The 25,631-nt window shown below is 59.7% G+C and carries 15 protein-coding genes and 2 pseudogenes; 8 read left to right on the plus strand and 9 right to left on the minus strand.

The window, feature by feature from the left end:
• The first annotated feature begins 17 nt into the window (after positions 1-17).
• From HMCN_RS0100555 to HMCN_RS0100570, 3 genes are all read left to right on the plus strand, one after another.
• Entirely contained in the window at positions 18-626 is a 609-nt protein-coding gene (locus HMCN_RS0100555) for a hypothetical protein (RefSeq protein WP_025915536.1), read from the plus strand.
• 356 nt (positions 627-982) lie between these two features.
• Positions 983-3,301 carry a hypothetical protein gene (locus HMCN_RS0100565; RefSeq protein WP_025915538.1) on the plus strand — a complete coding sequence of 773 codons (2,319 nt, stop codon included), beginning with the start codon at positions 983-985 and terminating at the stop codon, positions 3,299-3,301.
• On the plus strand, positions 3,301-10,173 hold the full coding sequence (locus HMCN_RS0100570; protein WP_035625124.1) for a hypothetical protein: 6,873 nt from the start codon (positions 3,301-3,303) through the stop codon (positions 10,171-10,173). The genes HMCN_RS0100565 and HMCN_RS0100570 overlap by 1 nt, the downstream gene beginning before the upstream one ends.
• Before the next feature lie 292 nt (positions 10,174-10,465).
• Here HMCN_RS0100570 and HMCN_RS0100575 read toward each other — a convergent pair whose 3' ends face one another.
• The 5 genes from HMCN_RS0100575 to HMCN_RS0100595 all read right to left on the minus strand — a co-directional run bounded on the left by HMCN_RS0100575 (position 10,466) and on the right by HMCN_RS0100595 (position 12,878).
• Positions 10,466-10,669, minus strand: a complete 204-nt coding sequence (locus tag HMCN_RS0100575) for a hypothetical protein (protein WP_025915540.1) — start codon at positions 10,667-10,669, stop codon at positions 10,466-10,468.
• Positions 10,666-11,271 carry a hypothetical protein gene (locus tag HMCN_RS0100580; RefSeq protein WP_035625127.1) on the minus strand — a complete coding sequence of 202 codons (606 nt, stop codon included), beginning with the start codon at positions 11,269-11,271 and terminating at the stop codon, positions 10,666-10,668. Before HMCN_RS0100580 ends, HMCN_RS0100575 begins: the two co-directional genes overlap by 4 nt.
• Positions 11,268-12,146: an ATP-dependent DNA ligase gene (locus tag HMCN_RS0100585; protein WP_025915542.1), complete on the minus strand. Its 879-nt coding sequence runs from the start codon at positions 12,144-12,146 to the stop codon at positions 11,268-11,270. Before HMCN_RS0100585 ends, HMCN_RS0100580 begins: the two co-directional genes overlap by 4 nt.
• 217 nt (positions 12,147-12,363) lie before the next feature.
• The gene (locus HMCN_RS0100590) at positions 12,364-12,678 is read right to left on the minus strand and encodes a hypothetical protein (RefSeq protein WP_025915543.1); all 315 of its coding nucleotides are present in this window, start codon (positions 12,676-12,678) and stop codon (positions 12,364-12,366) included.
• The gene (locus HMCN_RS0100595) at positions 12,675-12,878 is read right to left on the minus strand and encodes a hypothetical protein (RefSeq protein WP_155837288.1); all 204 of its coding nucleotides are present in this window, start codon (positions 12,876-12,878) and stop codon (positions 12,675-12,677) included. The genes HMCN_RS0100590 and HMCN_RS0100595 overlap by 4 nt, the downstream gene beginning before the upstream one ends.
• A 199-nt stretch (positions 12,879-13,077) precedes the next feature.
• On the opposite strand from HMCN_RS0100595, the gene HMCN_RS0100600 reads away from it, so the two are divergent.
• On the plus strand, positions 13,078-14,676 hold the full coding sequence (locus HMCN_RS0100600; RefSeq protein ID WP_025915545.1) for an ABC-F family ATPase: 1,599 nt from the start codon (positions 13,078-13,080) through the stop codon (positions 14,674-14,676).
• 63 nt (positions 14,677-14,739) lie between these two features.
• Here the strand turns inward: HMCN_RS0100600 and HMCN_RS0100605 are convergent, their stop codons facing one another.
• The gene (locus tag HMCN_RS0100605; protein ID WP_025915546.1) at positions 14,740-14,955 is read right to left on the minus strand and encodes a hypothetical protein; all 216 of its coding nucleotides are present in this window, start codon (positions 14,953-14,955) and stop codon (positions 14,740-14,742) included.
• A 315-nt stretch (positions 14,956-15,270) separates the two neighbouring features.
• On the opposite strand from HMCN_RS0100605, the gene nadA reads away from it, so the two are divergent.
• On the plus strand, positions 15,271-16,410 hold the full coding sequence (gene nadA / locus HMCN_RS0100610) for a quinolinate synthase NadA (RefSeq protein ID WP_025915547.1): 1,140 nt from the start codon (positions 15,271-15,273) through the stop codon (positions 16,408-16,410).
• Positions 16,407-17,285, plus strand: a complete 879-nt coding sequence (gene nadC / locus HMCN_RS0100615; RefSeq protein ID WP_025915548.1) for a carboxylating nicotinate-nucleotide diphosphorylase — start codon at positions 16,407-16,409, stop codon at positions 17,283-17,285. Before nadA ends, nadC begins: the two co-directional genes overlap by 4 nt.
• Positions 17,286-17,402: 117 nt before the next feature.
• Here the strand turns inward: nadC and nadB are convergent, their stop codons facing one another.
• Both nadB and HMCN_RS0100625 read right to left on the minus strand, forming a co-directional pair.
• Positions 17,403-19,004: an L-aspartate oxidase gene (gene nadB / locus HMCN_RS0100620; RefSeq protein ID WP_025915549.1), complete on the minus strand. Its 1,602-nt coding sequence runs from the start codon at positions 19,002-19,004 to the stop codon at positions 17,403-17,405.
• Between the two features lie 62 nt (positions 19,005-19,066).
• Positions 19,067-21,622, minus strand: coding sequence for an EAL domain-containing protein (locus HMCN_RS0100625; RefSeq protein WP_238551888.1), 2,556 nt, complete (start codon positions 21,620-21,622; stop codon positions 19,067-19,069).
• 566 nt (positions 21,623-22,188) lie between these two features.
• On the opposite strand from HMCN_RS0100625, the gene HMCN_RS0100635 reads away from it, so the two are divergent.
• On the plus strand, positions 22,189-24,741 hold the full coding sequence (locus HMCN_RS0100635; protein WP_025915551.1) for a cation-translocating P-type ATPase: 2,553 nt from the start codon (positions 22,189-22,191) through the stop codon (positions 24,739-24,741).
• Between the two features lie 154 nt (positions 24,742-24,895).
• A pseudogene (locus HMCN_RS19700) lies at positions 24,896-25,145 on the plus strand (radical SAM protein); the annotation flags it as partial.
• Between the two features lie 84 nt (positions 25,146-25,229).
• Here HMCN_RS19700 and HMCN_RS0100645 read toward each other — a convergent pair.
• Positions 25,230-25,628: pseudogene (locus HMCN_RS0100645) on the minus strand (gamma-glutamylcyclotransferase); the annotation flags it as partial.
• Positions 25,629-25,631 lie beyond the last annotated feature (3 nt).

Consider the following 25,631-nt stretch of genomic DNA (forward strand, 5'->3'; position numbering starts at 1 on the left):
GCTAGGGAGGGTAGTTCATGGACGGAGTAAGCGAGCAGGATTATCTTGTCGGTTGGGAAGTCTTCCATAAATCGTATGGGGCGGGGGTGATAGTCTCTGCTGCCTACAAACGCTTCGTCTGCGAGTTTCAGTCTGGGCTGCGGGAGTTCCCATACGGTGTGCTTGCGTCAGGTGATTTTCGTGGCGAACCTGGAAAGATTACTCGGCGATTAGCCGTACTCGATAAAACCAAAGCGCAAGAGCGGCTGGGGGAAGCGGCGGCGGAAGCGAAGCGGTATGGGTTACGCCAGTATGAGCGGGACGTGGAGTCGTGTCTCGGCGGCAGAGCGGTAGTCAGCTTGGAGCCGTTGCGGGCAGCTATTAGGCACTACAGCATGACGGACATCTGGCGTGATGGGATCGGCGAGCGCACACTGGAAGAAAGCTACGCGAGGGGTGTAAAGCGGGTCTTGGCGGCCAGAGACATGTATCTCAGGCTCATGTCCAATCAACCTGACTTCGACAGTGATTTTCGGCGATGGGCTATTAAGAAAGCACTGGGGTTGCGCACGAGTACAAGATACTCAGCGCAGCCCACAGGTAGGAAACTATGGAGAGGCTGGGGCGCAAGTCCTTCGGAAGAATAATGAAAACCATAATATTTAGCCTATGCCTAATCAGCCAGTTCGCTTGGGCGGATTCGACCGATACCCGTCGCCTGAATGACATGATCGTGAAAGCGGTGCAGGCCAGGGACTACGAGAGGGCCCGGTCGTTGACGGTCACGCAGGAGCAGCGCGACTACGTGGAGCAGTCGGTCGTATATGACAGGCAGGCGACTGCTGAGCGGAAGCGGCCGAAAGCGACAAGTTGCTACACTGCCGGAAACAGAGTTATGTGCTACTAAATCAGAAAGGCAGTTCGCTGCCTTTTCTTTCGCCCTGTACTCTTCCGTTCTAATTAGATACACTCGCATCTAAGCATAATCTTATATAGAGGCACCATGAACAACATCCAGAAAGCATTCAAGGCGAAAGCACAAATGTCCGGCCTGCGTATGGCAGACGGCGGCTATTTCGATCCGTCCCTGATGCAGCCCCCATCTTCTTTATCGTCGGCCCTTCAGGGGTTGGCAAGTACTGCTACTGAGTCTATCCGCACTAATACAGGTCTTCAGGGGCAGATCGCTGCTCGTAACGTGGCATCCGCACCCACCCCCATGCAGCAACCCCAAATGCCCCAAATGCCCCAAGCCTTCGCCAACGGCGGCAATGTCCAAAACATCCAAAATATAGGCCTGCGCCAGCAAGGTACTGTCCGTGGCCCCGGTACCGGTACCAGCGACAGCGTGCCGGCCATGCTGTCGAAGGGCGAGTACGTACTGCCGGCAGACACCGTGCGCCACATCGGCAAGGAGAACCTGGACCAGCTCAAGGACGCTACGCACGCACCGGTGAACAACGGCCTGCGCGGAGGCTACGCTGACGGCGGCATGCCGGACAGACGGACCATGCCCGCTTGGGATGCTGCCAAACAGCTGGGGCAGAGCCTTCGCGGCACCTTCCCTGACCTGCGCACGCAGGGCAAAATCAATGAGGACAACGCTTACAGCGCAGTGCAGGGCGGGACTGCCACGCCAGCGCAGCAGTCGTTGCGCGACAACTCCCAGAAAATCCTCAATAGCCCCGGCGCGCAGACCATGCCGTGGGATGTGATCGCCCCCGTTACCGGGCTCGGCCTGCTCGGCGCGCGTGGCGCAGGCGCTGTTGCAGACGCCGGCCCCGGTGTCGTCTCCAAGATCGGCGGCGCGGCATCAGACATCGCCTCCGGGGTTGGTAACGCCGCGTCATCTGCGTGGAACGGTGTGCGGGGCATGTTCTCCAAAGCGCCGGCGGCAGGCGAGTCGGTAGCGGCTGGTGCCACCCCCACCGCGTCGGCGGCCGGCCCTACATTATCTGCCTCCCGGGAACTGGCGCCGTATGCGGCTCCCGCCGAAGCTGCCACGACGCCGTTGGGGGTGCGCCAGGCGACGGGGCTGGCCGCGAGGGCAGTAGGGCCGCAGTCGGTGGCCGCATCCGGCTCCCTGATGTCGCAGACGCACGCGTCAGCGCCCGATTCTGTCCCAACCGCACCGGCAGCCGCGTCCGCTGCGACCCCGATGACCCCTCAGCAGAAGTGGCTGGTCGAGAACGGCGTGAACATGGACTCCCAGAACTCCTTGCCGACCAGCCTGCGTGGCAACGGAGGTCCGAACCCCGGCACCGGTATCAACCTCGACTTCAGCAAGCGCTCACCTATCAGAACTGTCGAGGGCGGGCAGGCTGTGAACCTCGGCATCTTTGGCGGCAACGCCAACATCTACGGCTCCTCCTCTAAGCTCGATGGAGGCAAGATTGACACGTTCACCGGCATAGGCACCCCCGATGGTGGCAAAGGCGACCAGTTGCAGCGTGAAATGACGGCGCAGAAGATCGCGGACATGAACCGCACCAGTGACCTGCAGCGCGAGGTGCATGGCCTGCGGATGGCGGACAACGATGCCGGCACGATGGGTTTCGGCAGCGGCGGTGGGTCACGCTATACCGGCGTAGCGGCGGTGAACGCGCGCAATGCAGCCGAGGCCAACGCGGTCAATGAACGTAACAGCCTGCGCTCCAACGACACCGCGCGCTGGCAGGGAGAACGTCAGCTCCAGCAGAACCTGCGCCAGATGCAGTGGGACCGCAACAAGTTCGGCGTCGAGCAGGGCAATAAGGACCGTGAGTTCAACCAGAAGCAGGACGAAACCGATTTCGGGCAACGCGACAAAGCGACGAAGGACCTCAATGATCAGCTCGGCACGATGTTCGCAGGGCCTGACGGTAAACCAGACACCGCTCGCGTAGGTGCTGCCAGTCAGGCTATCCACGACGAGCTGGGTGCGCGAATCCAGGACTTGGCAAAGGTACCTGCTGGCAGCCAGCACTATGCTGAGGCGCAAGCGACAATGAAGACTCTGGGCCGTAAGGGCATCGCCGCACTCGGGCCTGATGATCTCCGGCAATTAATGTCGCAGGCTGCGATTAAAGACCGCGTCATGCAGACACACTCCATTCTTCCCGGCGGTTCTGTCCCGGTCGATTCACGGCTGAGCGGATACGCAATCGACCCAAAGACGGCTCCTGGATCAAACATCTTCGGTAGCGACACCGTGACACTGGGCAACGGGTCAAAAGTCCGCGCCAATAACCTGCGATACACCGAACCGGCGAATGCATTCTGGCCTGATTTCAGGCATGTTAATTCCACTCAGTTTAGCGCGGGCCTGAAAGGCGAAAAATAATGGGCGTACTTGACAGAATCAGCGAACTGACTGCGGACAACACCCCTGACACGGGCGTTCTACCGAGAGATACCCCGTCCGCTTTCTCCAAAGGTCTGCGCGGCGGCATGGAAGACGTTGCAGGCCAGACCCACGCTCTGCTCGGGCAGGGTGGTGAGCTGGTCGGGGCAAATGACTTCGCCACGGAACAGCGCGCCAAGTCGCTCCTCAACCAGCAGGAGGCCGAGCGTCTGACCGCCGACACCCCCACTTGGGAAAAAGTACGTACCTTGAAAGATGGCTGGGACTACGGCACCGGCCTGCTGGGGCGCTCGCTGCCAGGGCTGGCTACTGGTATCGCCGGGGCCACGCTGATGCCCGGCAAGGGTGCGCTGGCCGGTATTGCCGGCATGACTGCTGCCACCGCACCGTCCACCATCGGCGCGCAGTTCGAAGCGCAGCAGAACGATCCGGCGCAGGCCAAGCGGGACGTGATGACGCGCACGCTGACCGGCGTCGGCGCGGGTACCGCAGAAGCGGCGGCGATGTCCGTGGTGCCACAGGTAGTCGGCGGCAAGCTATTCGGTAAGGCCGCTACCGGCGCTGTGGAGAAGGCGGCGATGCCGTTCAGCAAGGCCGTGATGGACAACGTCCCAGAGGCGGTACTCGGCAATGCCGCCGCCGGCAACGTGTCGGCACGCATCGGTCAGGCTGCAGCCAGCCACCTGAACCCCGATCGTGACATGTCACACGACACCGCAGAGCAGAACGACGCGATGATCAGCGGCGCCGTAATGGGTGCGCCGTTCGCGGTCGCCGGCATCGCCGGCAGCATGCGTGGTAAGAAGGCTGGCGGTCCGGCTTCAGAGCCGCTGCCAAAAGGCACAGATGCCGAGAAGGCCAACGGTGTGTCGATCGACGCAGCGCCGAAATCGTTCGCCGACAAGGTGGCTGATCTCGGCACACCGCTACGCTCCGAGCCGACGACCGGTGAGGAGCATGTTCAGGCTCGTGGCGGGATCGTCGAGGGGGACACCCCGGATACGGCCGCCGTCAAGGACGCACAGGGTGGTGCCGAGGCTGCCGCCAAAGCACAGCGCACCATGCAGAAGCTGGCGGAAGACCCTACCGCCTCCCGGTTCCAGGACGAACTGAGCAAGATCGACCCGACTACCAGTGCCGGCCAGATGCGCGTGAGCGATATCAATGCGCAACACTTCGAGGCGCGGCAGACAGCGAAAAGTGTGGCAGATGCGAACGCTGCGCTCGACGCACTCAGAGCGGAAGACACAGCGGGCGCCAGCTTCTCGAAAGACGCCTCCGGTGCCGATGCCGGCATTTACGAGCTGATGGATTCACCTGAGTGGAACTACCTTGACGACGACACCAAGCAAAATGCTGTCACGATGACGCGCAGGCTGATTGTTGCCGGCGAGCAGGGCAGTGAACTGCCGGCCACCGCGATGCGCGCGACCATCGACGTGCTGGGCAAGGACACCGTATCGCGCCTGTCCAAAATCTACGATGCGATGGGTTCGAAGGACCCGGCCAAGATCGAGTCGTTCTACAAGGCGCTGACCAAGATTTCCGAGGTCCAGAAGCACGACGATAGTCTGTTGACGGTGGTGCGCAACGCGCTGCCTGAACACATGATCGATACCGTGCGCACGCCGCAGATCAAGGAGTTCGTAAAGCAGATGCAGGACCTGACCGGCGAGCGCATGTTCAAGGATATGACGCCGGCCGAGCAGGCGGTCAAGAAAGGGCAGATCAACGCCAAGCTGACCGAAGTGTTCGGCGACAAGGCCGATGCAGTCAACGAGGCATTCGCCAAGCATGCACAAGGTGAGGCCGATCTGGTCGGCACCACGCCGCCGGACCGGACTGACGCAGCTAAAGCCAACGCGTGGGAGAACACCGACGAAAACGAGTTCTCATACCGCAGAGAAGAAGCCAACCCACTTGAAACAGCGCAGGGCACTGAGACCGCATACTATGGTGGCGGAAAGAAAGGCGACACCTATATCGAGCACCGGGACGTTGCGCGCGCCAAGTACGGTAATGCGGAGACTATGTATGAGAGGCTGATGCGGCAGGCGCAGGAGGAACACCCTACAGCCGACGTATCGTGGGTCAGCGCCAAGGAACACGCGAAGCGCACTGGTATCCTTCCCGAACAGCTAAACGAGATGACCAAAGGCCGTCCCGATGAGCACGGTATGATCGCCGTCGAGAAGATGGCCGACCGCGAAGCATTCGGGTGGAAGGATATAGACGCAATGCGCCTTAGCGGCAAGGACAAGAACGGCAAGAAGAAATCATCGCATTACGAATCCAGCAGCCGGATCGATACCGGTACCGATGCGCACCCCGGGCCGATTCTCGACGCCATGCGGGTCGCTTCGCACATGATGAAGAAACTACCCAAGTCGGATGTCGATGAGCAGGGCGGTATGCATCAGTTGGCGCGCGCGTTCAAGGAAGGTATCGCTGCAGTGTCGGACCACATGTCAGAGCTGCTGCACGTACCGGACGAGACAGTGGTGGCGCGGCGCGGTGGCAAGGACATTACCTGGGGCGAGTTGCAGAAAGTCCAGAACGACACCGTGAAGGAAGACTTCACCGGCTCCGACAGCACTACCAGCGAAATGCGCGCTAAGGTTTCCGATTTCGCCCTACGTGTAGAGAAATCCGAGAAAGCCATCGCCGCTTTAAAATCGATAGCTAAAAAGCGTGAACTGTCCGAGTCGCAGCAGAAGTCGCTTGAATACCATGAGCGCCAAATCAAGTTCTATTCCGAAGAGGTGATTCCGAACCTGGAGTCGGCTATCGAGAAGCGCGGCGATCGTGCGGCGTTCGCCGAGGGTAAGGAGCTTGGCAACGACTACGGAACCGGACGTGACTCCGGTGCTGGCATCAACTTGGCTAAGGAGCGGTCGCGTGTAGCCCAGCGCGACGAGCTGCGATACGGCACCCTGCTCGATAAGTTGGGTGGCAAGAAGGCCGGTTCGCCGCAGGAGGGCGCGATCTGGGCCAAGGAAGCGCAGCAGGTCGCTGGTGCTCTGAAGCGCATCGAGACCAATGTGAAGTCTGGTACCGATAAGGCCACTTCCCGTGTCGAGTACCGCAAGCTGCTCGACTATAAGAAAGCCATCGACGCCAAGGACTACACCGAAGTGCAGCGGCTGCGCGTTGAGGCGGCATCCGACGCCCATACATCTGAGGGGGAGGCTGGCGAGATCGACGCCGCCTCGCGCGACGCGCAACCCCTCGGTATCTCCGAGGCTGACCCAGAAGGGCAGATTCATTTAGCTGATGCCGAGCATGGCGACGCACTAGGTACGATCACCGCCAAGATGAAGAACGCACGCGGCGAGCAGACCGGCTCTCTGACCGGTGGCAAGAGCATCGTGCCCAAAGGCAGCCTGAACGAGGGCACGGTGACACCACAGGGTGTGCGCAGTCTGGGCAACCGTATCTCGGAGTTTGAGGCGAACAAGTCCGTGGCTGGACGCGCGATCGGTACCAAGGCGCGCATGCTGCTGGACAACTTCAAGCTGCTGGCGCCGGAAGACCAGGTGCAGCTGGTGAAGATCGCCCGGTTCGATAAGCCTTCTGCAGTCGGCGGTACCATCGACGGACTGATGAGCAAGTACCGCAGCAAGATCGAGGCCGGGGCGGCGCGCGGCGCCTGGGCCGACACCGTGGCCAACGAAGGTGGTGCGCAACATGCGGCGACGCTGGCACAGATCGCCCGGCGCTCCGACCCGAACGGACTACAGGCCATGCTGGACGTGTTGCTCGCCGACAAAAAGCCGAACGAGTTCAAGCGGGGCCTGATCGACGCTGCTAATAAACGCATCGCCGAGCTGGTCGAGAAAGACCCATCCGAGGCGTATGGGCTGCTGATCAAAGGAAATGAGAAGCCGGAGGCAGTGGAGGCGAACTACCCGGCCCTGAACAAGACCGCGGAAAAAACACTGGACTACCTGAATAACCCGCCGAAAGACTACACCACAGAAAAAGCGAAGCAGGCACACGAGTGGGCACAGCGTTGGCTGGAGCGCGCGCCCCAAGATCAGGACGCGGCTGAAGATTTTCGGTACACGCTAAAAGCGGTGAAGAAGGCAGCGGAAAAAGCACTAGCCGGCGACGCCTGGCTGAAGGAAGCCGAGGGTGGCGCGCTGTCCCGCGAAGCCACCGACAAGGCCAAGGGCTCTACCCCCGAGCAGCAGAAAGCTGCGGTCGATGCCGTGACCAGGATGGTCGGGGAGAACGTCGAGATCAACGCGGCTGCCGACATGCTGTATGCCGGCGCATTTCATGAAAAGACCGATTTGCATGGGCCGATTATCAATATTTCGCGCTGGGCGCTGGACCCGCTCTCGGTCGGATACCACGAGTCGCTGCACTGGCTGGCCGACAGCCTGCGCCAGCACGGCAGACCGGAAGTGATGGCGGCGTTGACGAAGGCAGCGGACTCAGCATACGTGCGCAACTTCCTGCGCGAGAAGTTTAAGGATCAGCCCGAAGCGCTGAAACAGGTGGAGGGCAGCTCCGAGGAGCGCGTCGCCTACATGTTTCAGTTCCACGCCAACGGCATGCTGAAGCTGGGCGACCGCGGCAAGACAATCCTGGACAAGGTCGGCGACCTGATCCGGAAAGTGTTGGGGGTCTGGAGCAACGACAGGCGCGCGATGCACATCATGGACTACTTCGCCTCCGGCGAATACGCCAAGGGCGTCGGCGAGGGTGCCAGCGATCGCGGCCACATCTACAAACACATGATGGAGCAGGGCAGGAACAAGACACTGGACTACCTGCACGCGTCGGCCAAGCCGCTGATTAACCTGATGGATGCGGTGGCCGGCATCGGCTCGGCGCGGATTCAGGACATGGGCATCCCGGCGCTGTCCAAGATCGCCGACATGGTGCGCCTGCACGGCACTAAAGAGGGAGAAGATGCAGGCTTCCTGCCGGCGGCCGGTACGGCGATGCGCTCGATCAGTAACAAACTGGTGAACAGGATGTCTGAGAAGGGGGCATTCACCTTTGAGGAGGCCAACGAGGCCTTTGCCAACATCGCCCTGGGCACTGCCCCGAAGAACGCCAAGATCGACCACCTCATGGTCAGCATCCGCGGCATGCTCGACGAGATGCATGGATACATGAAGGACGCCGGGGTGAACGTCGGCGACCGTGGCCTGGGCAAGAACTACCTGCCACGCCAGTGGGACTCCGGCTATGTCGCTGGCCATCAGGCCGAGTTCAGGGCGATGATCCAGAAATACGTCGACTCCGGCGAGTTCAAGGGTACTGCCGACCAGCTGATGTCGCGCCTGATGCGTGATGACGGCTCGGAGCTGGAGTCAGCCGACGCCAGCGCGCGCCCGGGCGATCAGTTCACCAAGAAGCGCGATCTGCATTTCATCACGAACGAAGACGCCGCGCCGTTCATGGAGAAGAACGCGATGCGCGTGCTGACCAGCTACATCAAGCAGGGCACCCGTCGTGCCGAATGGTCGCGCCGGTTCGAGGCCATGACCGTGGATGAGATGAAGCGGTATGAGGTAATGAGCTCGGCAGAGAAACGCGAGTTCGAGGCGACACGGCAGACCCCGATGGAGAAGATGCGTGAGGCCGCCATCAAGCAGGGCGCGGCGCCCGACCAGATGGCTGTCGTTGACAAGTACCTGGAGGGCGTAACCGGCCAGCTCGGCTCGGACGTGCAGCCGGAGACGCGCAAGCTGTTCGGACAGATCATGGTGTATCAGAACCTGCGCCTGCTGCCGATGGGTTTCTTCTCATCCCTGATCGATCCGGTCGGCGTAGCGGTGCGGGGCGGTAGCGCCAAGGACGTGTTCAACAACTTCAAGCGCGGCATTATGGAGATTCCGCGCGGGTTCAAACACAACCCGAAGTACGATGAAGGCTATCACCTGGCTGAAGATATGGGGGTGATCGACAACGCGGTGCTGCAGCATGTCATGGGTGCTTCGTACGGGCTGAACGCGGTCGGCAACAAGGCGCGCGCCATCAACGAGACGCTGTTCAAATGGAACCTGATGGAGCAGATGAACACCAGCCAACGTGTGGCGGCCACAGAGGCATCGATGGGGTTCCTGAAGAAGCACGGTAAGGGCGACTTCAACGAACACTCGATGCGCTATCTGGCCGAGCTGGGCCTGAAGCCTGCCGACATCAAGCTAGTCGATGGCCGGGTCGCGGTGCGGGCCGAGGACTTCGTTAAGGCCGGGTTCAAGGCAGAGGCTGCTGAAGCCGCCCATCTGAAGATGCGCCAGGCCGTGAACACCTGGGTTGACGGCGCGGTCCTGCGGCCGGACCAGTCGCAAAAAGCGATCTGGATGAACGACGCGCACTACTCGCTAATCGCCCACATGAAGCAGTTCGCGTTCTCGTTCCAGGACACGATCCTGAAGCGGGTCCTGAACGAGGCCAGACACGGCAACTACTCGCCGGCAGTGGCGATGGCCGGATACATCCCGGTCATGTTGGCAGCCGATCTGACCAAGGGTATGATTCAGGGCGGCGGTTCACAGCCTGCCTGGAAACAGGACTGGGACTTGGGGGACTATCTGTCATCGGCAGGGCAGCGTGCTGGATTGCTCGGCGTGGCCCAGTACGGGGTGGACGCCTTCACCTCCCTGCATCATGGCGGCACCGGGATCGGTTCATTGGGTGGGCCGACTATCGGTCAGCTGGGGGATATCGTCAGTACCGTTGGCGGCAGCCGGGGGTTTGCGGCGACGGCGATCGGTTCCATGCCGGCCAACGCGTTGTGGAGTGGCTACCTGTCAAACGACATCACGCACAGCGGTGGAAAGGCCGGGAGCGGCACGGTTGAGGCCCCGTTTGAGCCTATCGCTGAATAATCGGAACTCTGGAACGAGGATTTGATGCTAAGTCCTTGTTTCTATTACTTGTTCTACTGTTCTGTTCTTTTCTTATAATCTAGTCTAAAAACTAAGAAAAATAATAGAACATAGTGTAAACAGTATATAAAGGGAGGGATGTGTTTCGGAGCAGAACAGTGGAACATCGCTGGCGGCTGGACACAAGGTATAGGTGACATAGTTCGGGGCTTTACGCTGCGACTAAAATAGCCGTCCAAAGGATGTCATGTATGTAAGAAGGGAGGCCACCGTGAGGGAGCCTCCTTTTGTTTTATGCTGCCGGGACGAACTTCTGCACGTAGTAGCCGTCAGCCACGAGGCGTGACCATGGCCGGTTCTCCATTCTCAGAAAGGTAGCGCGGCAGCCATGCGGCGTGCCGTTGATCGTCGGGTGCCACTCCTGGCCGAGCCGGTCGACGATCATCCAGATGCCCTTGGCGTGCCAGTCGAAGTCAGGGTGTTTTGAGTTGGTCATTCCTCCATCGAATCGAGTATTGATTGCGGCGGGATGGCGCGGATAGAACTGCCAACAGACCGCGCGAATGTGTGCGGGTGGTCTATTTCGCAGACCTTCGCTGCCGCCTCAAGCGCAGCCTGCGCGATGGCTAGGGCGTTGGCTGGCGCTGATGTCGAATTCTCATAGAGCGGAATCGGGCCAAGATACTCATTAGATGAGAACTCTTGATAGGGCGGCTTGGACTTCAACACTGCGTCCTCTGCCCATTCTTTTTGAGAATACAGCCAACTACCGAACTTGCCAGTAGCTTTGTTCTTTATGCCATACCCAGCAAGCTCCCGCCCACCCGCCTGCGCTGCGATCTGCGCTGCCATGTCGTCCATCTCGTCCGCCTGCCTTATCAGGTCCTGCCTAGCCCATTCAAGGCGCTCTGCCAGTTCCGCATTCCGCTCCTTGCAGGCAACAAACTCTTCTAGCCATGAGGCCAGTTGAAGGTGTTGATAGGGGCAGTCAGTCTCAGACGATGCGGCGACTTCTCTTGCATGAACGATCGCGGCCTCAATACTCAACCGTTCACAACTGCACACATGTGTTTCGATTATAGGTAGCCTGATCGTCATGACATGTCCCTCCCGTCCCGGAAGCCGAGAAAGACAGGGTGGCGCGGCTTGTCCTTGACGCCGACCTCGAACGACTTATACTTCACGACAAGGCCGTGGTGCTCCTCCCGCTTCGCCCAGATATCCGCCCGAATGGCGTCATCCAGACCGGTGCCGATGTTGAATGCGACGTCGGTCACGAGGTCTCGGACGATCAGCGCGCCGAGCGTGCCCTTACCATGCTTATTTTCCTGGTGGCTGCTGCGCTTGCTGCGACCCAGCTCGTTGACGGTCTTCTCATTGTCGTTTTTCATCTGCTCCTCAAAGCCGATAATGGTGGCCTCGCCATCGGTGAAGCGTTTCACTTTCAAGAGATAGCCTTCATTCACGGTGCTGCGGCCATATTTATAAAGGCCGTCGATCTTGCGCAGGATTACGCCCTCGTAGCCGGCCTCGACTTGCGCGGCTTCATACTCAGCCAGCCCGGCTTCGTTGTGAATCCGGGTCTGGGGCAGCAACACGATATTGACCCCGTGGTGTTCGCGGCGGCACAGCCGCGCGTAACGTACATCGAACCCCATTTCGCAGTCATGCAGGTCAAACACGAAATAGGTGAAGTCGAACACCTTGTCATGGCTCATCACATGGCTGGTCGTGTTGCTGAACACGTTCAACGCGGTGACGTCACCGACGATAAGCTCGCCGTCGAAGCCCTCGAAGCGTTTGTCCGACAGCAGGTTGTAGACATGCTTGTTCGGGATTGGCTTCAGCGAACGCGACAGCAGTTTCCCGCCCACGACCGAGGCGCGAATGCCGTCGAGCTTGGGCGAGGCGTAGCAGGGGAAGATCAGTTTGGCCGGGTCGTACTCTTTGGCCAGCATCGGTTTGAAGCTCATGCGGGTTCTCCTATCTCAGTATCGGCGACAGTGCCACTCCAGTTGCAATAGCTACAAATGCACGCGGAGGCCTCCCCCCACTCGTGGGTGCTGTCGGCTGGTAGGGAGTCGTCAGTACCATCAGCTGTCAATCGTGTCCACGCCTCGAAAGCGATGTCCAGGCTATCGTCTCGGCCACAGGCGGGACAGGCCATGCCCCATTCTTCAGATACGGTGTTCATGCATTTACTCCTTCAGCCATTCGCTCGGCCACATGGCCGGCGATAAATAATTCCCACTTCTCATGGAAGAAGCTGTCGACGTCCTCCATGTAGGTGTCGCAGTCCGGATCGGCGGCTATCCTCACCGCAAATGCCTTGTCGAACTCCTCAGCCCACAACATTGCCAGCTCGGCCAGCGAGCGGGAGCCGCCGATGCTGTCCATAATCCGGTCTTGGGCTTCCGAAGCGAACCGGCCCCATGCGTGCCCAAGATTGAACGAGATGTCGAACAGCGTCTCCTTCTGGTAATAGGTAAAGTCGGGCTGGGTCATTTTCTTTTCCTTTCTGACGGTGGAGCGATCTTGCTGCGGAATACGAGCGACCACGCCTTATGGCAGAGCGCATCGCGGAAGGAGGTAGCACTGGCACGTTCCTTGACGAACGCGCGCGCGGCTTCGTCGGTTAGGAAGATGTTGGAGGCGTCGTCGCGCTGGATTTCCAGCGTGAGCCGGGCGTCCCATATTTCGAACACATCCCAGCCCTGAGCGCAAGCTGCTGTAGAATCCTGTTTTGTCCATTCAGTCATTGGCGCGATATTTTCTGAAAATAAAACGTTAAGTCATTGATTGCAAAAGCTCTTATAAACACGTAAGAGAGTGTAAGATGCCACACGATTAATCAACGATTCAAGGCTAAGTCCTTGATTTAACTACGTAAGATCGAAAAAAGAGATGCTATCTACAGCAAACATCACCATGCAGTTCGGCGTCAAGCCGTTGTTCGAAAACATTTCCGTCAAATTCGGCGAAGGCAACCGTTACGGACTGATCGGCGCCAACGGCTGCGGCAAGTCCACCTTCATGAAGATACTGGGCGGCGATCTCGAACCGTCGGCCGGCACCGTCATGCTCGACACCAACGAGCGCCTGGGCAAGCTGCGCCAGGACCAGTTCGGCTTTGAAGAGATGCGGGTACTCGATGTGGTGATGATGGGCCACACCGAGATGTGGGCGGCGATGGCCGAGCGCGACGCGATCTACGCCAATCCGGAAGCCACCGACGACGATTACATGAAGGCCGCCGAACTGGAGGCGAAGTTCGCCGAGTACGACGGCTACACCGCCGAATCGCGCGCCGGCGAACTGTTGCTGGGCGTCGGCGTGGCGATCGAGCAGCATCAGGGGCCGATGAGCAACGTCGCGCCCGGCTGGAAATTGCGGGTACTGCTGGCGCAGGCGCTGTTCTCGAATCCGGACATCCTGCTGCTGGACGAGCCGACCAACAACCTCGACATCAACACCATCCGCTGGCTGGAAGACGTGCTCAACGAGCGCAATTCGACCATGATCATCATTTCGCATGATCGCCATTTCCTGAATCAGGTCTGCACCCACATGGCCGATATGGATTACGGCACGCTGAAGGTGTATCCGGGCAATTACGACGACTACATGTTCGCCTCCACCCAGGCGCGCCAGCAGCAGCAATCGGTGAATGCCAAGGCCAAGGAAAAGGTCGCAGAACTGCAGGATTTCGTGCGCCGCTTCGCCGCCAACAAATCGAAGGCGCGCCAGGCCACTTCGCGCGCCAAGCAGATCGAGAAGATCAAGGTCGAGGACCTGAAGCCGTCCTCGCGCCAGAACCCGTTCGTGCGTTTCGACGGCGAGAAGAAACTGCACCGGCTGGCGGTCGAAGTGCAGGGCCTGAGCAAGAGCTACGACCACACGATTTTCAAGAACGTCAACCTGATGGTCGAAGCCGGCGAACGCATCGCCATCATCGGCGCCAACGGCATCGGCAAAACCACCTTGCTGCGCTGCATCGGCGGCGATATATGCGGCTTGCAGCCGGATAGCGGTTTTGCCAAATGGGCCGAGCATGCGGACGTCGGCTACATGCCGCAAGATCCGACCGAAAACTTCGCCAGCGACCTTAACCTGACCGACTGGATGGGGCGCTGGACCAAGGAAGGCGACGACGACCAGGCGGTGCGCTCGATTCTGGGCCGCCTGCTGTTTTCCGGCGACGACGTGAAGAAATCAGTGCAAGTGCTGTCCGGCGGCGAAAAGGGCCGCATGACCTATGGCAAGCTGATGCTGGGCCGCCACAATGTGCTGCTGATGGACGAGCCGACCAACCACATGGATATGGAAACCATCGAGTCGCTCAACATCGCACTGGAAAAATATGCGGGCACGCTGATTTTCGTATCGCACGACCGGGAGTTCGTCTCCTCGCTGGCAACCCGCATCCTGGAGATCAAGGAAGACGGAATCGTCGACTTCCTGGGTAATTACGAGGATTATCTGAGCAGCCAGGGCATCGATTAACGCTGCGGCTAGCCTGGAAAAACGCACTGCTGCTAGTCGTCAGTGCGTTTTTTCATTTACGGGCTATCTATCGATTAATTGAATGTAGCCATTCTCGAGCAACTCCCGGATGCTGTGTTCGCCGAGCCCGAGCCCGGACACCTGGGCCAGCAAATCGGCAGTGCTGTGCTGGCCGTCGATCATCACCAGCAGCGGACGCAACCGCAGTGCCAGGCCATGCTTGCGCATGGTGATCTCTTCGCGGCCTTTTTGGGATTTATCGAAAATGCTATTGTCCATGGGAGAGCGGGTTCAGGCGGTAGATCATTGCCGGGTCGGCACGATCGCAAATGCTGCGCCGGTTCATTTCATGTTGAAAACGGGAGTAAAATTCGGTCTGCCGAAGAATCGTTTTTTATTGCGCCGAATAGAGCACAATTCAAAGCATAGCAGACCGTGCAGCGCATGTAATGGTTTTCAGGGAAGACATCCATTCATTGCCGAGCCTGCACGTATTTTCAGGATGATATTGGACACCTTGATTTATCCTGTAACGCGCCGATATCAGCCACACCGAAAGCCATCGTCAACAGTGCCACACTGGACAAACAGCATATGCAAACTCAAGTGATCAAACCCGTTGAATTCGAGCGTCCGCAAATGGAAACCGGTTCCAGTTGTACCGCGCAGGCCTGGGCCCGCACCCCGGCCGCACCGTCGCCCGCCGAGAAAGTCGCGCTGAAAGAGCGTATCAGGCGCTTGCTCAAGGAGCGCGATGCAGTGCTGGTCGCGCATTACTATGTCGATCCCGACATCCAGGACCTGGCCGAGGAAACCGGCGGCTGCGTCTCGGATTCGCTGGAGATGGCGCGCTTCGGCCGCGATCATCCGGCCAGGACGCTGGTGGTCGCCGGCGTGCGCTTCATGGGCGAAACGGCAAAAATCCTCAGCCCTGAAAAACGCGTGCTGATGCCCGACCTGGATGCGACCTGTTCGCTCGACCTGGGTTGCCCAGCGGACGAATTCGCCGCCTTCTGCGATGCCCATCCGGACCGTACCGTGGTGGTGTACGCCAATACCAGCGCGGCAGTAAAAGCCCGCGCCGACTGGATGGTGACTTCCTCGATCGGGCTCGATATCGTGGCCCACCTGCATGCACAGGGCAAAAAAATCCTGTGGGCGCCGGACAAGCATCTGGGCAGCTATATCCAGAAAAAAACCGGGGCCGACATGCTGCTGTGGCAGGGCTCGTGCCTGGTGCACGACGAATTCAAGGCAATCGAACTGGAGTTGCTCAAGCAACAATATCCGCATGCCAAGGTGCTGGTGCACCCGGAGTCGCCGGAGGCAGTGGTGGCCCTGGCCGATGTGGTCGGCTCGACTTCGCAAATGATTGCGGCTACCCAGACGCTGGATGCCGATACCTTCATCGTCGCCACCGATAACGGCATTTTGCACAAGATGCGCATGGCCGCGCCGACTAAGCGCTTCATCGAGGCGCCGACCGCCGGCAACAGCGCCACCTGCAAGAGCTGCGCCCATTGCCCGTGGATGGCGATGAACGGCCTGGCCAACCTGGCCGATGCGCTGGAAAGCGGCAAGAACGAAGTCTTTGTCGATCCCGAGATCGGCCGCAAAGCGGTGCTGTGCATCGACCGCATGCTCGATTTCGCGGCCCAGAAGAAAGCCAATGTGCGCCCCGGCGCCGATCTGGCACAGGAAGCCAAGCTGTTTTCAGGGATCGGACCGGCATGAGCACACTGACCAATCGATTTGCCCCGATGGATGCCGCTCTGGCGGCCGCCTTTGAAGAAAACATCCGCATTGCGCTGCAAGAGGATATCGGCAGCGGCGACCTCACCGGCCTGCTGGTGCCGCAGCACGAATGGGTCAGCGCCCGGGTGCTGGTGCGCGAACAGGCCGTGCTATGCGGCGCGCCGTGGTTCGAGGGCGTAATGCAATCGGTCGATCCCGGCATCCGGATCGAGTGGCGTTACGCGGAGGGCGATCTGATGGCGGCCGACAGCCTGGTCTGCACCATCGAAGCGCCGGCGCGCGCGCTGCTGACCGCCGAGCGCAGCGCCTTGAATTTTCTGCAATTGCTGTCCGGCGTGGCCAGCGCCACCCGGCGTTACGTGACGGCGATCGAAGGCACCCGCGCCGCCATCCTGGATACCCGCAAGACCTTGCCGGGATTGCGGCTGGCGCAGAAATACGCGGTGCGCGTGGGCGGCGGCCAGAACCAGCGGCTGGCCTTGTATGACGGCATCTTGATCAAGGAAAACCACATTGCCGCCGCCGGCGGCATCGGCGCGGTGCTGGCTGCGGCCTTGGGCTTGCGTTCCGGGGCGCCGATCCAGATTGAGGTCGAGACCCTGCAGCAACTGGAGGAGGCTTTGGCAGCTGGCGCCAGATCGGTGCTGCTGGATAATTTCAGCACCGATGCGATGCGCGAAGCGGTGCAAATGACCGCCGGACGGGCGTTGCTGGAAGCCTCCGGCGGCATCAACATGACGACGCTGCGCGCGATTGCTGAAACCGGCGTCGACCGGATCTCGATCGGCGGCCTGACCAAGGATGTGCAGGCGACCGATTATTCATTGCGGATTACCGGGAAATTGAACGTCTGACAGATTATTTTCCGGGAGTATGCCTTAAAACTGGCAAGTTTTCGCGCGGATATATTGTGGTATTAAAAAATGCACGGAGCAGTATGCTGCCGTGCATTTTTCATGTCAGACCGGCCTCTAGCGCCGTTCCGGCGACAGCACGCTCGGCAGGGCTTTGGGCAGGGTGTAGGGGTAGTCGCGGCTGTAGTGCAGGCCGCGGCTCTCGCGCCGGAGCAACGCGCTGTTGACGATCAGCGAAGCGACTTCGACCAGATTGCGCAATTCCACCAGGTCGCTGGTGATGCGGAAATTGGCGTAATACTCGTCGATTTCTTCCTTCAGCAAACTGATCCGGTGTTGCGCCCGATTGAGGCGCTTGTTGGTGCGCACGATGCCGACGTAATTCCACATGAAGCGGCGCAATTCATCCCAGTTATGGGAAATCACGACTTCCTCATCGGCATCGGTGACGCGGCTTTCATCCCATTGCGGCAGCGCCGGGTGGACGGCCCTTGGTGTACGGCCGATTTCCAGCGCGGCAGCGCGACCCAGCACCACGCATTCCAGCAGCGAATTGCTGGCCAGACGGTTGGCGCCATGCAGCCCGGTGTAGGCGGTCTCGCCCACCGCATACAAACCGGCGAGATCGGTGCTGCCATGCAAGTCGGTGACTACGCCGCCGCAGGTGAAATGCACCGCCGGTACCACAGGGATCGGCTCCTTGCTGATGTCGATGCCGAGTTCCATGCAGCGCGCATAGATGGTTGGAAAATGCTCTTGCAGGAATTCCGGGCTCTGGTGGCTGATGTCCAGGTGGACATAATCGAGGCCGCGTTTTTTCATTTCGAAATCAATCGCGCGGGCGACTACGTCGCGCGGCGCCAGTTCGGCACGGGCGTCGTGTTCCGGCATGAAACGCAGGCCGGCTGCTGCGCCAGCTTCCGGCGGCAACTTCAGCAGGCCGCCTTCGCCGCGTATCGCTTCCGAAATCAGGAACGATTTGGCGTAGGGGTGATACAGGCAGGTCGGATGGAACTGGATGAATTCCATGTTGGCGACCCGGCAGCCGGCGCGCCAGGCCATCGCGATGCCGTCGCCGGTGGCGGTATCCGGATTGGTGGTGTACAGATACACCTTGCCGGCGCCGCCGGTGGCCAGCACGGTGTGGCCGGCGGCAATCGTGATGACGCGGCCGCTGGCGGCATCCTGCACGTACAGTCCGACGCATTGCGGCGAGGGTGATTTCTGCTCCAGCTTGTCGGAAGTGATCAGGTCGATTGCGTAATGATTTTCCAGCAGCGTGATATTCGGGTGCTTGCGCACTTTCTCTTCCAGCGTGACCTGGACCGCGTGGCCGGTGGCATCGGCCGCGTGGATGATGCGGCGCTGGCTGTGGCCGCCTTCGCGGGTCAGGTGATAGCCGAGCTCGGCGCTGCCGTCGCGGGTAAACGGCACGCCCTGGGCGATCAGCCATTCGATCGCTTCGCGCCCATGCTCGACGATGTTGCGGGTGGCCGTCTCGTCGCACAGGCCGGCGCCGGCGACCAGCGTGTCGTCGATATGCTGCGCGTAACTGTCGCCGGAATCGAGCACGGCGGCAATCCCGCCCTGGGCCCAGTTGCTGGCGCCGTCGAGCAGATGGCGCTTGGTGACGACGGCAACTTGATGGTTTTCGGCCAGGTGCAGCGCTACGGAGAGGCCGGCCAAGCCGCTACCGATAATGACGACATCAAATTTCATGGGGGCAATGAGTGAGTTGTTTAGGAGACTATAACGGATATGGCGGCAATCGTGCTGTGTGGTTAATCGATTCGGATATATTCGGGGGCGATTTCGGTGCGCCGGTCTTCTTGCATGGCAAGCCATCTTTCGACTTCCGGCGCGCCAATCGGCGGCGAAAACAGAAAGCCTTGTCCGATCTCGCATCCCAATCGGCTCAGTTCGACTACCTGTTCCTGGGTTTCCACGCCTTCTGCGACGATCTCGAGCGCCAATGTCCTGGCCAGGGCGATGATGAGGCGAACAATTTCTTTATCGCTCTTTCTTTTTGCGATGCCGGTCACGAAAGCCTTGTCGATTTTCAGCGTGTTGATCGGCAGCTTTTGCAAATACGCCAGCGAAGAATAGCCGGTGCCGAAATCGTCCAGTGCCAGACGCAATCCGAGACGCTTGAGCAACGCCAGGTTTTCTATTACCTGCAACGGGCTTGCCATGACCGAAGTTTCGGTCAATTCCAGTTCGATGGTGCCCGGCGTCACGCCCGACTCTTCCAGGATGCGCGTGACTGCCGGCAGGAATGCGGATTGCAGCAATTGACGCATTGAAACATTGACTGCGACAACCGCTCCGCCCGCATCCGGGAATGCGGTTTGCCAATGCCGTTGCTGTTTGCAGGCCTGTTCCAGCGCCCACAAGCCGATCGGCACGATGAGGCCGTTGCTCTCTGCAATCGGGATGAATTCGGTCGGAGAAATTTCGCCATGCTGCGGGCTGTTCCAGCGCAGCAGCAGTTCCAGCCCCTTGAGGCTGCCATCGCGCATTGATACTTTCGGCTGATACAGGATGCTGAATTCATTGCGCTCCAGCGCGAAATGCAACGCGGCATCAAGCTGGGCGCGCCGGGTCGAGATGTCGTGCAGCGAAGCGTCGAAAATTTCGATGCGGTTGCGGCCCTGTTCCTTGGCTTGATACATGGCAGCATCGGCATCGCGTATCAGTTCGGAGGGATTTTTGTGGTCGGCGCGCATGCGGGCAATGCCGATGCTGGCGCCGACCTTGACCACGACGTCATTAATGATCAGCGGCACCGACAACGCCTGCAACAGCGCCTGGGCCTTGACCTTGGCATCCGCCTGCGCAGCCTTGACCAGAATTATGAATTCATCGCTACCGAAGCGGGCGGCAAAATCTGTATCGTTGAGGTGCAGGTTGATGCGCCGGGTGATTTCGCGCAGGCACTTGTCGCCGAATTCATGGCCGTGGATGTCATTGACGTTCTTGAAGAAATCGAGATCGCAAAATAGTATGGTAGACATCTCCCCTGTCGTGCGAAACAGTTCCATGCTTCTGGCAATGCTTTGCAGCATGTAACGCCGGTTGGCCAAGCCGGTCAATGGGTCGTGCAGCGCCTGGTACTTCAGATGGATTTCGTATTCCTTGCGGCGGGTAATGTCGCGCATGGTGTTGAGAATGCCAATGATCTTGCCATTGCTGTCGCGCAATGGGTATTTGTTGGATTTGTACCAGCGCGGTGCCTCATTTTCGAGAATCCCCTCGATTTCGATGCTTTGTACCGGCTCGCCGTTTTGCATGATCTTGATATCGTGCAACTGGCTTTCATGCGCGAGCTGTCGGGCAATATGCTTTTGCATGTTTGTGGCTTGCATCCGCATCACATCATGACTGGTTTTGCCGCGCAAATCCTCTTCCGACAGAAAACCAAAGCGGCGCTGGAAACTCTGATTGCTGATCGTGAAGCGCCCGGTCAGATCGGTGGCATACATCATCGACGGGTTGTGATCCAGCACCGCGCGCAGCAGCGTACGTTCATCGTCGAGTTTCTGCTCCGCCAGCTTGCGCTCGGTAATGTTGACGATGGAGAACACGAAGCCATTGATGGCCTCGTCATGCAGCATGTTGTAGCCATAGGCTTCCAGCCATATCCAGTGGCCATTCTTGTGTTGCAGCCGGTAGCGGGTAAAGACGGTGCTGTTGGGTAATTTGTGCAGTGCACGCAAGTTTTTCTGGTAGGCGGCCAGATCGTCCGGATGGATCGAGGACGGCAGGGCATTGCCTAAAATTTCGTTCTGCGTATAGCCGATGATTTCCTTGATTGCCCGATTCACGAAAAGCACTTTGAAATCGGCATCGGTAATAATGAAAAGATTATGGGTGACGCGGGCAATCGCATTGAAGCGAGCCAGATTGATGCGCGACTTGCGTGCGGTAACCAGGTGAAAACGCAGCGCTTCGGACAGCAATATTCCGATTGAACCGGCAAACAGCGTAACGAAAAACTGGGATAGCAAATCACTGGTGGATGCGCTTGCGAACAGGTTGAGCAGTACGCCAGCCAGGCCGACCGCCGTCACCACGCCCAGCATCGGCCGACCGCTCAGAATCAGGGGAAACAGGCACGCCATCATGACCAGCCAGGGAAAAGCCGTCTGCGATTGCGGCAGCGCCAGTGTGATCACCGCCGCCAGCGTGGCGCAACACTCGATCAGGCTGTGCCTGCGCGTAAGTTGCGGCGCTGCACTGAAAAGCAGGCGCTGCAATGCAAGCAGCAGCAAGAGCACCAGCGCAACCGTTGCGCCCAGCTGCGCATAAGTGGTGTACAAATCTTGCCGCCAAGGCAAGGAGAATCCCGCATGCAGTAGCGCCGATGCGTAAAGAAACGGGGACAGAACGCGAAAAACCCCGGCTCCGGTAGCGATATTTCTGGACTTCAGGAAAGATGTCATCATTAGCGGATGACAGTGCGCTGGGCGATTTTTTCGGAGGCTTCTACGGTTCTGTCAGGTACAACAAAAGAATACGAGATTTGGCCTGAGCCAGAGAGTTCGATTTTCGCAGTGCCCAGGAGTAAAGATGCGCCGAGGCGCGTATATAATTTCATTGATGCAGCGGATGCGGATGTTCATTGACGCATGAACAATAGCAAATCCATATCGATTTGGACAGGTAAAACTCATCGTATGTAACACATTCTTACTAAAAATATCATCCTGATAACTGCGCTCTATAGCCTTCAATTGTCAACGTGCAATATTGCGGATTTGCCATAGATAAACAGGGCCATGTCAAACGTTGTCTGGCAAGCATCTTCAGACTGTACTGGCGCTGCCTGAAAGTTTTGATCTTGTGCAAGCACCGGTGCGCGCGCCTGCACTAAGCTCGGCTGTGTCATACCCAGAGGTTTTTCATGCGCAATCCCACTAATCCCGATACCGGTTTAACCGCAGCAACAGTCCAGCAACGCCAGCGCAGCGAGGGCTGGAATGAGTTGCCTTCGGCCAAGCCGCGCTCGCTGCTGGCGATTGCCTGGATGGTGGTGCGCGAGCCGATGCTAATCCTGCTGGTTGCCTGCGGCGGCATTTACCTGGTTCTGGGCAGCCGGGAAGATGCCTTCATTCTGCTCGGTTCGGTGTTCGTCGTGATGGGCCTGAGCTTCGTGCAGGAACGCAAGAGCGAACGGGCGCTGGAAGCCTTGCGCGATTTGTCCAGCCCACGCGCACTGGTGCTGCGCGACGGCCGGCGCCAGCGCATTGCCGGGCGGGAAATAGTGTGCGGCGACATCATTTTTTTGAGCGAGGGCGACCGCGTGCCGGCCGATGCGATTCTGCAGGGCAGCCAGAGCATGACGGTCGACGAATCGATGCTCAGCGGCGAATCGGTGCCGGTCCGGAAGCAGGCCGGCAGCGCTGCGTCCTTAGTGCCGGACGATGCCATGGGCGAGCCCGGCGGCGACGATCTGCCCTTTCTTTTTTCCGGCACGCTGGTGGTGCAGGGCAAGGGGCAGGCGCAAGTGGTGGCGATTGCCGGCCAGACCGCGCTGGGGCGCATCGGCCGCGCGCTGGTTGCGCTGGAAGATGAGCCCAGCCGGGTCCAGCGGGAAACCACACAGGTGGTCAAGGTGGTGGCCTTGTCGAGCATCGTGTTGGTGGTCTTGCTGGCGGTCTGGTATGCGCTCACCCGGGGCAGCTGGCTTAACGGCTTGCTGGCCGGCCTGACGCTGGCAATGGCGCTGTTGCCGGAGGAATTGCCGCTGGTCCTGACGATTTTTCTCGGGCTGGGTGCCTGGCGCATCGCCAAGAAACAAGTGCTGACGCGCCGCATGTCGGCCATCGAGATGCTGGGCGCGGCGACCGTGCTGTGCGTTGACAAGACCGGCACTCTGACGCAAAACCGCATGGCGCTGACGCAGATCATGGTCGATCGCGCAGCGCATGTATTCGACGCTGCTGCCAGTGCCGCACCGGAAAGCTTTGCCGAAATTTTCCATGAAACGCTGGAGTTCGCCATGCTGGCCAGCCATCGCGACCCGTTCGACCCGATGGAAAAGGCGATCCAGGAAACCGGCAACAGCGCGCTGGCCGGGACCGAACATATCCACCACGGCTGGACCCTGGTCGAGGAATACCCGCTGTCGCCCGAATTGCTGGCGATGTCGCGCGTCTGGCAGTCGCCCAATCGGGCGCACTACGTAATCGCCGCCAAAGGCGCGCCGGAAGCCGTGATCGACCTGTGTCATCTGGGGCCGGAACGGGTGGCCGCTATTACCGCGCAGGTCAATCAACTGGCGCAGCAGGGCTTGCGGGTGCTGGCGGTGGCCAGGGCCTCGTTCCAGCCACCCGATCTGCCGGCGATTCAGCATGATTTCACGTTCCGTTTTCTCGGCCTGATCGGACTGGCAGACCCGCTGCGGCCCTCGGTTCAGGATGCCATTGCGCAATGCCATGCGGCCGGCATCCGCGTCGTCATGATTACCGGCGATTACCCGGCAACGGCGCTCAACATTGCCCGCCAGAGCGGCCTGAATGCCGCCGATGGCCTGCTCACCGGGACCGAGCTCGATGCGCTGGACGATGCCCAGTTGCAGCGCCGGCTGGCGCAGGTGAATATCTTTTGCCGCGTGATGCCGCAGCAGAAACTGCGCCTGGTGACTGCGCTGAAAGATGCCGGCGAAATCGTCGCCATGACCGGCGACGGCGTCAATGACGCGGCGGCGCTGAAGGCGGCTCATATCGGCATCGCGATGGGCGGGCGCGGCACCGATGTCGCGCGCGAAGCCGCAGCGCTGGTGCTGCTGGACGACGATTTTTCCTCAATCGTGGCGGCGGTGCGGTTGGGGCGGCGCATTTTCGACAATATCCGCAAGGCGGTGGTGTTCATCATCGCGGTGCATATTCCGATTGCCGGCATGTCCCTGCTGCCGGTGATGCTGGGCTGGCCGCTGATATTGCTGCCGGTGCATATCGTGTTTTTCGAATTGATGATCGACCCGACCTGCTCGATCGCCTTCGAGGCCGAAGCGGAGGAGTCCGATGTGATGCAGCGTCCGCCGCGCCCGCCCAATGCCAGGATTTTTGATCGCAAAATACTGCTGATCGGCGTGCGCCAGGGCGTGGTTTTGCTGGCGCTGCTGCTGGCGATGTATCAGTTGGCGCAGCTGGCCGGCCTCGGCGAAGCGCAGTCGCGGGCGATTGTGTTCACGGCCATGATCATCGGCGACATCGGCCTGATTTTCATTAACCGCTGCTGGACGCTGACCTTGCGCCGCGCCTTGGCGCTTCCCAACCCCGTATTGTGGTGGATTGTCGCCGGCGCGCTTTTGATTCTGTCGCTGGCGCTATATATGCCGGCGCTGCGCGAACTGTTCCACTTCAGCGCATTATCCTGGAGCCAGGTTGCGCTGACCGCGGCAGCGGTCGCCGTGATCCTGGCTGTGCTGGCCCGGCTGCGGCTGTTTCGCTAGTGTGGTGTTTCATGCCTGAAGGCGCGCTTTTATGTGCCTGATAGCGTGCAACACCACACTAGCGCGGCAGTGCTTGGCGGCGCCTTTTCCCCTCCGTGGCAGGATCAGTTAATGACGATAATATTTTCAAAAATAGATCAGTTTCGTGCGATTGGCAACAGCCGGGACCATCAACACCCACTACATTGTGCTGCGCCTGCAGTGGGAAGTCCGTTCGCAGTTTCAGTAATGGCTGGAAGCGCATTTCCCGGACCGGGCGCAGCGCGTCATGAACCGGCTGCGCGAGATGCGCGGCGGCAAAGATTACGAGAGCAGTTTCGCCACGCGCATGCACGGCGATGGCGTGTGGGACGGATCTGATCCGGCAGCGTTTTGAAAAAGCCGTAGAACGGCTCGGCATGAACGGGAGCGGCAGCCGCAGCTGCTTGAAGCGCGGCGCTTCCGACCGGATTTGTTTTGATTGTTGCGAGTGCAAGTTTCTTGGCAGGTCAGCCCTGGTTCAGCTGCGCCAGATGCTGTTCGATGGCGGCCACGTGCGGGTCGGTTTTTCCCAACTCGCGCAAGGCCACAGCCAGATCGTTTAGGTAATCGCGATTGGGGCCGCTCGGCCCCTTCGACCTAGCGATTTGCCGTGCTATTTGCAGTTCGGAGGCTGCGCCGAGGTAGGCGGTATTGTCTTCGGTGGCAATGTAGACCAGTCCTTCCACGCTGCTGCCGTCTTCAAAAGTGATATCCGTTGTCAGCCGCAGATAGCCGTTTTTCTCGCGATGGTCGAGGTGGTCGAATACTTCCGGCGTGATCAGGTAGCTCATGCCGTCGCACACGGCGCCGGGCTGTGCAATGATGGTGGCCACGCGTCCCGGCGCCGTTTGCGTGCCGATCCGGTCAAG

The organism is Herminiimonas sp. CN (assembly GCF_000622895.1).
In the GTDB taxonomy this organism is placed as follows: domain Bacteria; phylum Pseudomonadota; class Gammaproteobacteria; order Burkholderiales; family Burkholderiaceae_D; genus AVCC01.